Source organism: Streptomyces sp. NPDC002044 (assembly GCF_040296725.1).
Classification (GTDB): Bacteria; Actinomycetota; Actinomycetes; order Streptomycetales; family Streptomycetaceae; genus Streptomyces; species Streptomyces antarcticus.
Window position 1 is genome coordinate 1 of sequence record NZ_JBEOXU010000185.1, and the last position, 9,898, is coordinate 9,898.

The 9,898-nt window shown below is 75.5% G+C and carries 9 protein-coding genes; 4 read left to right on the forward strand and 5 right to left on the reverse strand.

From position 1 onward, the window contains the following. A partial coding sequence (locus ABT106_RS28660) for a beta/alpha barrel domain-containing protein (RefSeq protein WP_502979510.1) occupies positions 1-1,345 on the reverse strand: 1,345 nt, incomplete at its 3' end. 728 nt (positions 1,346-2,073) lie between these two features. Here ABT106_RS28660 and ABT106_RS28665 point away from each other — a divergent pair. From ABT106_RS28665 to ABT106_RS28680, 4 genes are all read left to right on the forward strand, one after another. Continuing rightward, positions 2,074-2,967, forward strand: a complete 894-nt coding sequence (locus ABT106_RS28665; RefSeq protein WP_351283032.1) for a LysR family transcriptional regulator — start codon at positions 2,074-2,076, stop codon at positions 2,965-2,967. Positions 2,968-3,077: 110 nt separating this feature from the next. After that, on the forward strand, positions 3,078-4,379 hold the full coding sequence (locus tag ABT106_RS28670) for a putative Ig domain-containing protein (protein WP_351283034.1): 1,302 nt from the start codon (positions 3,078-3,080) through the stop codon (positions 4,377-4,379). A gap of 103 nt (positions 4,380-4,482) precedes the next feature. Then, the gene (locus ABT106_RS28675; protein ID WP_351283036.1) at positions 4,483-5,796 is read left to right on the forward strand and encodes a cytochrome P450 family protein; all 1,314 of its coding nucleotides are present in this window, start codon (positions 4,483-4,485) and stop codon (positions 5,794-5,796) included. 50 nt (positions 5,797-5,846) lie between these two features. After that, complete coding sequence (locus ABT106_RS28680; protein ID WP_351283038.1) at positions 5,847-6,500, forward strand: GOLPH3/VPS74 family protein; 654 nt, start codon at positions 5,847-5,849, stop codon at positions 6,498-6,500. 212 nt (positions 6,501-6,712) lie between these two features. On the opposite strand, the gene ABT106_RS28685 is transcribed toward ABT106_RS28680, so the two are convergent. From ABT106_RS28685 to ABT106_RS28700, 4 genes are all read right to left on the reverse strand, one after another. Next, entirely contained in the window at positions 6,713-7,786 is a 1,074-nt protein-coding gene (locus ABT106_RS28685; protein ID WP_351283041.1) for an alpha/beta hydrolase, read from the reverse strand. 245 nt (positions 7,787-8,031) lie between these two features. Next, positions 8,032-8,868: an anti-sigma factor gene (locus ABT106_RS28690; protein ID WP_351283044.1), complete on the reverse strand. Its 837-nt coding sequence runs from the start codon at positions 8,866-8,868 to the stop codon at positions 8,032-8,034. Further along, positions 8,865-9,425: an ECF RNA polymerase sigma factor SigK gene (gene sigK / locus ABT106_RS28695; protein ID WP_502979511.1), complete on the reverse strand. Its 561-nt coding sequence runs from the start codon at positions 9,423-9,425 to the stop codon at positions 8,865-8,867. Before sigK ends, ABT106_RS28690 begins: the two co-directional genes overlap by 4 nt. An 86-nt stretch (positions 9,426-9,511) precedes the next feature. Beyond that, on the reverse strand, positions 9,512-9,799 hold the full coding sequence (locus tag ABT106_RS28700) for a hypothetical protein (RefSeq protein ID WP_351283047.1): 288 nt from the start codon (positions 9,797-9,799) through the stop codon (positions 9,512-9,514). Between the last annotated feature and the right edge of the window lie 99 nt (positions 9,800-9,898).

Below are 9,898 nucleotides of genomic sequence, written 5' to 3' on the forward strand. Positions count from 1 at the left end.
AGCGGGCGTCGTGGACGCCGCCCGCGAACAGCACGTCGAGCGACTCCGGTTCGGGGCACGCGAGCAGCCGCTCGATCTGCTCCTCCCACAGCGGGAACGAGGCGCGCGGCCCCACGTGCCCGCCGCATTCCAGCCCCTCGAACACGAACCGCCGCGCGCCCTCGGCGAGGTACCGCTCCAGCAGTCCCGGCGAGGGCACGTGCAGGTGGGTCCGGGTCCCGGCCGCCTCCAGCGGGGCCGCCTGCGCCGGTGTGCCGCCCGCGATGACGGCGTACGGGGGGCGCACCCCGGCGACGGCCGCCAGCTGCTCCCTGCGCAGCTCGGGCGGGGCGAAGCCGAGCAGTCCGACGCCCCAGGGGAGGTCCCCGAGCCGCTCGGAGGTCTCGGCGAGGAGCCGGCGCACGTCCGGACCCTGCATCACCGCGAGCGCCAGGTACGGGACCCCGCCCTCGGCGGCCACCGCCGCGGCGAACGCCGCCCGGTCACTGACCCGGGTCATCGGGCCCTGCGCGACGGCCAGCGGCCGCCCGAGCGGCCTGCTCCGTACGGCTGTCTCCAAGTGCCCGGTGACAGCCGCCCGTACGGCCTGGAGCACGCCCGCCGTCGTCCGGTAGCGGGCGGCGAGCCGGGCCGCCGAGGCGCCGTCCTGCCCGACCGGCAGCAGCTGCCCGCGCAGGTCCCGGGCGCCGAGCAGAGCGGCCACCGGCCCCTTTGGCGGGGTCAGGCCCGGCCGGGCGTACACCCGGTGCCCGTCCGCGAGCCGGGTCTCCGAACCGTCCATCGCCCGCAAGGCGTCGACGACTTCGGCGGGCAGCCCGGGTTCGCCCTCCGCCGTCAGGGCGAGCTGTACGTCGAGCAGGACCCCGGCGGCCCCGCCCGCGACGGCCGCCGCGGCGGTGTGCCGGCCGATGCCGCCGTACGCCAGCACGGGCACTTCCGCGAGGCGGGGGTCGGCGAGCAGCTGCTGGAGGAGTACGAAGGTGGTGGCTCCGCCGACCCGGCCGCCCGCCTCGTGCCCCTTGGCGACGAGGCCCCGCGCCCCGGCGGCCACGGCGGCCAGCGCCTCCGCCGGGCCGGTGACCTCGGCCCACACCCGGGGCCGCCCCCCGGCCGCCGCCCAGGCCGCCACCCGCCCGGCGGTGTGCGCGCCGGGGTCGGCGAGCAGCACCGTGTCCACCGCGGCGGGCAGGTCCTCCGGCCCGAGGGGGCAGCCCGCGGGCACCCGCACCCCGTGGCGGCCGCCGCGCAGCCCGCGGGCGACCCCGTCGAGGCCGCGCCGGGCGGCGCCTTCGTCCCGGCCGAGGTCGAGCAGGCCGAGGGCTCCGGTCCGTTCGGCGGCGGTCACGATGCGCGGGTGGGGCTCCTCGAACGGGCTGACCGCGACGACCAGGTCCCGGGTGGCGGGTCGCGGGGACGTCCGGGGGGGGGGGGAGGCCTGGGGCTGAGGGGGCTGAGAGGGCTCAGGGGACTGGAGGGACTGCAGGGACTGGAGGGACTGGGGGGACGGCTCGGGCCGCGGGGACGGCTCGGGATGGGGGGTCACGGGCGCTCCTCTTCCAGTGCTGTGTGACATGTCGCAGTACAGGGCGGAGGACGGGGGAGCGGTGCCACGAGCGGAGTCCCCCGGCAGACGGCGGAGCCGGGACGTGCGAGACGCATGAGGCGTGTGCGAGCGTGCGACGGTGCGACGTGTGCGCCGGTCGGGCTGCCCGCCACGGAGGGGCGGGATCGAACCGTGGTCTAAATCCCTGACGCCGGGATGCATCGTGCGGTGGCCGCCCCGCAGTGTCAACGGGCATGCGGAGGAGGGCGTTTCGCCCCAACCGGGCGCCCGGACCGTTCCGGGGCCCCCGCGCCCGGCCCCGCCGGGCACCCCCGCCCGCCCGGTGGCCTGCGGCGTTGTCCGGACCGGCGCACCGCCCCCGGCGCGCGGTCGCGCGGACCGCGTCGCTCGGGCTCATGCCGCACCGGTATACCTCGTCACCGACCCGGCATGAACGCCACCACCGAGTCGTACGCTTGTTCACCCGATGTGCTCTTACGGGTACAACCTCGCGAGGTTACCGTCCGGTCATGACCCCCACACTCGCGCAGCTTCGCTACCTCGTCGCCGTCGCGGACTGCCGCTCCATCACCGGCGCGGCGGCCGCGGTCTTCGTCGCCCAGTCCGCCCTGTCCCGGGCGGTCCAGGCCATGGAACGCGACCTCGGCGTCGAGCTCCTCGCCCGCCGGGGAAGGGGGGTGGACCTCACACCGGAAGGGGCCCGGGTCGTCCGGCTGGCCCGGACCGTGCTCGACGCGGTGGAGGCCATAGACGACATCGGGACCCCGCACTGCGGGGACACCCGGGCCGTCCTCACCCTCGTCACCACCCCCACCCTGGCCCTCGACCTGGCCTCCGACCTGGTCCCGGCCTTCACCCGACGCCACCCCGGCGTCGACGTCAGACTCCAGCAGTACGACAGCCGCGAGACCCTCGTCCAGGAACTCACCCAGGGACGAGCCGAGTTGGCTCTCGTCGACCTGCCGGTCGACAAGGAGCTCACCACGCACTACATCCAGGAGCGCGAGGTGGTGCTCATCTCCCCGGCCGGTTCGGCGCTGCCCGACCCGATGACGTTCCGCCTCCTCGACGGGCTTGCGATGGTGCTCCCGACGCCGGGAACCGGCCGGCGCACCGAGCTGGAGGCCATGTTCAGCTGCCTGGGCGTCCGCCCGGTGCCCGCGCTGGAGGTCGACGAACGCCTCGCCTGGGTGACCGGCGTGACGGACGGGCGCGGCTCCCTCATCTGGTACCGGGACGTCGTCCAACGGGCCTTCGGCAGCCGGGCCGAGATCCGCTCCTTCACCCCGCCCCTGCTGCGCCCGGTGGGCATCGCCCACGCCCGCAGGCCGCTCAGCCGCGCCGCCCGCGCCTTCATCGCGCACGCCCGGCACGACGCACCCGTACGGGAGCCGGCCCGCTGACCGGAGCGGCGGCGGCCGCGCGCAGCCATGCCCGCCGGGCATTGAACGATGCTCGAACGGTGAGCCGTTGCCCCTGGCAACCTGCGCTGACCGGCCGTCACATGGTGCGCATGCCCCGACTCCTCACGCCCCCGCCGGCCGCGGCGCTCGCCACCGCGGTCCTCGCCACGATCCTGTCGGCCGCCGCATGGGCGGCGGGCTCCGGCCCCGCCACCGCGGCCTCCCCGGCCGGGTCCGTACCCCCCGCCGTACGCCCGGCCGCACCCCCCGCCGCGGCCGGAGAGGCCCTGGCGCCCGAGCGCGCGTGCACCCTCCCCGGCGGACTGGCCGAACTCAGCGGGCTCGCCGCGAGCCGCAAGCACCCCGGCGTCTTCTACGCCGTCAACGACAGCGGCAACACCAACCAGGTCTTCGCCGTCGACTGCACCGGCGCCACCGGAATGCTCAGGGCCACCCTGACCGTGTCGGGCGCGGGCAACACCGACTGGGAGGCACTCGCGATCGGCAAGGACGCCGCCGGCGGTCCGGCGGTCCTCGTCGGCGACATCGGCGACAACCTCGGCGCCCGCGCGGAGATCACCGTGCACGGCTTCGCCGAGCCCGACCGGCTCGTCGACTCCACGGTGACGCCCGTGACGTACCGCTTCGCGTACTCCGACGGCCGGCACGACGCGGAGTCCCTGCTCGCCGACCCGGCCGACGGCCGGATGTACGTCGCGAGCAAGCTGATCGGCGCCGCCGGGCGGCTGTACCAGGCCCCGCTGCCGCCCGTCACGGGCCAGGTGAACCCGCTGACCCCGGTCCGGTCCGGGCCCGTCTTCGCCACCGACGGCGCGTTCTCCCCGTCGGGTGCCTCGTACGCCCTGCGCAGCGGCGGGCCGCTCGGCGCCAACACGGCCTCCGTGTACGACGCGGCGGGGACCAGGCTCGCGGACGTCGCCCTGCCCGCCCAGTCGCAGGGCGAGACGCTGACGTACGCCGACTGCACCAGCCTGCTCGTCGGCTCGGAGAACGACACCCAGCTCTGGCGCGTCCCCCTGCCCCCGGCGGCCACCCCGGGCTGCGACACGACCCCGACGCCCACGCCCACGCCGACGCCGACGCCCACGCCGACCCCCACCCCCACCCCGACGCCGACGTCTTCTCCCGGTGGGCTGAAGCTGGTCGACCCCGGCCCCCGGACCTGCGCCTTCAACCAGACCTGCACCATCCAGCTCACCACCACCGGCGGCACACCCCCCGTCCGCTACACCGCCACCGGACTCCCCTGGGGCCTCACCCTCAACCCCACCACCGGACGCATCACCGGCAAACCCTGGACCACCGGAACCCTCCGCATCACCGCCACCGCCACCGACACCACCCCCACCACCGCCACCACCACCTTCCCCCTCACCCTCAACTGGTTCTGAGCCGGAGCACGATGGTGCGGCGTGGCGCGGCGCGGTCTTGTACAACCCGCCTCCCAGGCCCCACTGTTGACCGTGTCGTGCCCATCAGGTCAGGAGAGCCGGCTTGTCCCGCCACCTTTCGGATGTCCCGGACGTCCCGCACACCGCCCCGCACGTGATCGACCCCGCCGGCGGCTCCCCGCACGCCCTCAACGCCCGGCTCCGCGCCGCGGGCGCCGTGGCGGAGGTGGTCCTCCCCGGCGGGATCGCCGGCGCGGTCGTCCTGGGCCACGAGGAGTTGAAGGACTTCCTCGCCCGCGACGACGTGGCCAAGGACGCCCGGCACTGCCCGGCCCTGCACGACGGCACCATCCCCCGGGACTGGCCGCTGCGGGTCTTCGCCAACGCCCAGGGCATGCACACCGCCGACGACGCCGACCACCGCCGGCTCCGGGCGCTGGTCGGCAAGGCGTTCACGGCACGCCGGGTCGAGCGGCTGAGGCCCCGCGTGGAGGAGCTCGCCGACGAACTCCTCGACGACCTCCAACGGGCCGCCGCGGCCTCACCGGACGGGACCGCCGACCTGCGCGCGCACTTCGCCCTCCCGCTCCCGATGAGCGTCATCTGCGAACTGCTGGGCGTCGACCCGGAGTACCGGGGCCGGCTGCACCACCTGTCCAACACGGTGATCGTCGCGACCGACACCACCCCCGCCGAGGCGATGGCCGCCGTACGCGAGCTGGTCGAGCTCATCGGGACGATCGCCGCCGCCCGCCGGGCGGCCATCGCGGCGGGCACCGCGGGCGAGGACCTCACCAGTGCCCTGATCGCCGCCCGGGAGGGTGACGGCGACCGGCTCAGCGAGGCCGAACTGACCGGCACCATGAGGCTGATGCTCATCGCCGGCCACGAGACCACGCTCAACCTCATCAGCAACGCCGTCCGCGCCCTGTGCGCCCACCGCGACCAGCTCGCCCTGGTGCTGGCGGGCAAGGCCGGCTGGTCCGCCGTGGTGGACGAGACCCTGCGCTGGGACGGGCCGGTCAGCTGGTTCCCGTTCCGCTACCCCACCCGCGACCTGACCCTCGGCGGCGTGGTGATCCCGCGGGGCACCCCGGTGCTCGCCGGGTACACCGCGGCCGGACGGGACGGGACCTTCCACGGCCCGGACGCCGACCGCTTCGACGTCACCCGCCCCACCGCGGCCCGCCACCTGTCCTTCGGGCACGGCGCGCACTACTGCGTGGGCGCCCCGCTGGCCCGGCTGGAGGCCACCCTCGCCCTGGAGCGGCTCTTCACCCGCTTCCCCGACCTCGATCTCGCGGTTTCCGAGTCCGAACTCCCGCGACAGCGCAGCTTCATCGGCAACAGCGTCGAAACGCTCCCGGTCCGCCTCGGCCCCGACCGTGCCGTCCGCGACGGGGAACCTACCGGGTGAGCGGGACGTCCTTACCGCTGAGAGTGCTGTCGAACGAGGGGGTGGCGGGTATGGCGATCACGCTGGCCGAGGAGATTACGCTGCTGTCCCTGGACGACGAGTCCGGATCGGCCAAGCGCCGGGAAGCCGCCGGGTGGGCGGTGGCGGGCGGGATCCTGCTCGAACTGGTCCTGGCCGGGCGGGTCTCGGTCACCGGCAGGTTCCTCGAACTGAAGGACACGACTCCCACCGGGGAGCGACTGCTCGACAGCCGGACGGCACTGATCGAAACCTGGCTGCGGGGCCGCGGCAAGCGCCGCGTCACGGACTGGCTGACGAAGGACCAGCCCAAGGCCGTCGCGGCGGCGCTCGAGAGCCTGTGCGAGCGCGGGGTGGTCACCGAGGAGAGGCGCAAGGCGCTGGGCGTGTTCCCGGTCCGCCGCTACCCCGAGGCCGACGGCGCGATCGAGGGCGAACTGCGCGCCCGCCTCCGGGCCGTCGTCCTCGACGGCGCCGAGCCGGACGCGCGGACGGCGAGCCTCATCGCGCTGATCCACTCCGCCAAGCTGCACCGCCTGGCCTTCCCCGGAACCGACCGCAAGCAGGTCGCCGCGCGGATGGCGGAGGTCGCCACAGGGCAATGGGCGGCCGAGAGCGTCCGCAACGCCATCCGCGACATGCAGCTGGCGATGATCGCGGTCACGGTCGCCGTGGTCGGAAGCTAGTGCTGTGACCGGCAGGGTTCACCGTGTCGCGGCGCCCGGCACGGCACCTCGCCGCGTTGTCGGACCACACCGGTACGCCGGGTACGAAGCGTGACCCTCCGCCGTGCGACGCACCGCACCGGGCCGCACCGGACCGCACCGCGCCGGCCTGACACCACGACCCGGCAGCCACCTGCCAGCCGCCGCGTCCCCAGCCTCACAGGGCGATACGACTAGAGCGTCCCTCTGCTCGGCGGCGCGAGTTCCGTGCTCAGCCAGCCCAGGGCGTCCGGGTACATGCCGATCCAGGTCTGGAAGTTGTGGCCGCCGACCGGGCGGACGAGTGTCTTCACCCGGACCCCGCTGCCCGCGGCGGCCGCGCCGAAGTCCTCCAGCTGGCCGGGCGGGCTGTCCTTGTCCTGGGCGGACGTGGCCAGGAACAGCGCGACGTCGGTCTTCCCGGAATGCCCGACCAGCCACATCGGGCTGTTGCGCTCCCGCAGGCCCCGGTCCGGCAGCACCTCCGGGTCTCCCGTCAGCGGATCGGGGTCCAGGGCCGCGCCCGCCCGGAACACCTTCGGGTACTGGAGCGGCAGCTTGGCCGCGCAGAAGCCCCCGGTGGAGACCCCCATCAGCCCCCAGCCGCCCGGGGACGGCAGCGTGCGGAAGTTCCGGGCGACCAGCTCCGGCACGTCCAGCGCGAGCCAGTCGGCGATCCTGCGGTCCGGGGTGTTGCTGCAGTCGGTGTTCACCCCGCCCGGATCGATCTCCGGGATCACCACGACGAACGGGTGCGCCGCCCCCGTCCCCGCCAGCCGCGTCAGCTGTCCGGGCAGGTCGCCGAGGTCGATCCAGGTACGGGGCGTGCCCGGATAGCCGTGCAGCAGCACCAGCACCGGGAACCGGGTCCGGTCGGCGCCCGGCGCGGCGTACTCCGGGGGAGTCCAGACCGTCACCTGTCCGGCCAGCTTCGAGTGGGAGCCGCGGAAGTACGTGCTCCGGGTGCCGTCGCCGCTCTCCGTGAACCGCGCCCGGCCCACCGGCGGTCCCGTCATCGCGCCCGTGTTCCGGCCGGTGTCGGTGCCCAGCAGGTCGTCCCAGGAGGAGTACAGCCCGTAGCTGCCATTGATCCAGGTGGCGACCACGCAGATGGCGGTGAGCTGGCACAGCCCGAGCATCAGCACCCGCGCGGGCCACCGGGCCCAGCCGGGCCCCGGCACCCGGTTCCACAGCAGCAGCGCGGTGAGCATCGTGAGCGCGGTGACGGCGATCAGGGTGACGAGGAACGTCGTGCTGGTCAGCTCCACGGCGCCGGCTCCTGACGTACGGGACGAGATACGACTGATGTCCGGATTGTGTGGTCAATCTACCGGCGCACCGGGAAGCGTCCGCGCACCGGCGCGGCCACCGCCGCGAGCACCCCGCTGACGGCGCCCACCGCACACCCCGTACGGGAGCGGTCCCTGCCGTTCGTCCCGCTCATGGGGAGCCCCCTCACGGGGTCGCGCCGCGGGCCGGCCCCGCCGGTCCGGCGCCACGGGGCGTACGGGGCCTACGGGGTCCCGGGCGCGGGAAGGGCCAGCACCATCAGCGGCTCGGTGGTCGGGGCGGGGGAACCGCCCGCGGGTTCCAGCGTGACCCCGACCGCGGTGGATCCGCTCACCGGGCCGGTCATCAGCTCCGGAGCGCCCGGCCGTGCGGGGTCCATCAGCCCGGCCGGACGCATGGCGCCCGCCGGGTCGGCGAACCACAGCTGGTACACCTGCCCCTCAGGAGGGGCCGGCATCCCGGAGGCCACGAACACCGCCCGGTTCCGGTCCTCGGAGACCACGACGGTGCCGGTACCGCCGTTCGCGAGCTCGCCGGTGACGGGCTTGGCGTCGGGGGCGGCCAGTACTCCGGCCAGCTCCGCCGCCCGGGCCTCGGCGCGGCGCGCGTCCTGCCGCGCCGTACCGGCCTGCTCGGCCTGCCAGACCGCGACCCCGCCCAGCCCGGCGACCGCCGCGAGAGAGGCCGCCAGCGCCCACCGGAGCCACGGCCGGCCGGGCCGCGCGTGCCGGACGCGGCCCCGGGCGGGAGCGGCGAGAGCCCCGGCCCGGTCGTCTTCGGAGGCGGGACGGGCCTCCGCGGCCGGCTCCGCGGCCTCCGCCGGTCCGGCCGGTTGCGCCGGGAGCTCCCGGACGCGGCGCATCACCGCGTCGAACAGTTCCGGCGGCGGCCGGACCGCCACGGCCCCGCCGAGCAGCGCCGCCGTCGCGGCCAGTTCCCGTACCTCTCGCTCGCACGGCGGGCACGTCTCCAGGTGGGCCTCGAACGCGGCGCGCTCCGCCGCGGGCAGCGCGTCCGCCACATACGCACCCGTCGCCCCGTGCATGTTCTCCGTGCTCATCCGTCGCTCACCCCGAGACAGTCCCGCATCCGCAGCAAGCCGTCCCGCAGCCGGGTCTTGACGGTACCCAGCGGTACCGACAACGACTCGGACACTTCACGGCAGGTCAGCCCCCGGTAGTAGGCCAGGGCCACCGTCCGGCGCTGGATCTCGGTCAGCGAGCCCAGGCAGCGCCGTACCCGGTCCCGCTCCTCGCGGTGCTCGACCGCCTCGCTCACCTCGTCGAACTCCGGCAGCGCCGCCTCCAGCCGCGCCGCCCGCCGCTCGCGGTCCGTCGCCGCCTGCGCGGAGCGGACCCGGTCCACCGCCCGGCGGTGGGCAATGGTCAGCACCCACGTGCGGACACTGCCCCGGTCCGGCCGGTACCGGCCGGCGGAGCGCCAGACCTCGACGAGCACCTCCTGGGCCACCTCCTCGGCCTGGGCCCGGTCGCGCAGGACCGACAGCGCCACGCCCAGCACGGACCCGCTCACCGCCTCGTACACGGCGGCGAAGGCCGTCTCGTCGCCCTCGGCGACCCGGCCGAGCAGTGTGTCCAGCTCTTTCACGTCGTCCACGGCCCGATCCTCCCGGATCCTTCCGCTCGTGTGGTGATTCGGAGCCGAGGCCCCGCCGGATTGCCCCGGGTGCTCCACCGGCCGCGTCACGCACGCGGCCGACCGGCCCGGTCCGCCGCCCGGCGGGCCATGGCCTCCAGACGGGGGTCGGGCACCTCGTTCCCCGCAGCGTAGTGCGCGTCCCGGGCGTCGGCCTCCCCGGCCGGGGCGCGGCCGCCCTCCGTGGGCGAACGCCGGGCGGCGGTTCCCCCGCGCTTGCGCAGTTCCACCACCCCGTCGGCGAGGCGGGTCAGGTGTTCGGGCGACGCGGCGGGGGCCTCGCCCCCGCCCCCGTCCCGCTCGGGCCGGTCCTGACCGGACTCGGACTCGGACATGGTCGGGTCCCCTCCTGGCGGTCCTTCGAGGGGCCGTTCATCAACCCCTGCCGCAAGGGCGCGCACAAGGAGGAGCTGCTCCGCGACCCCGACCCGGCC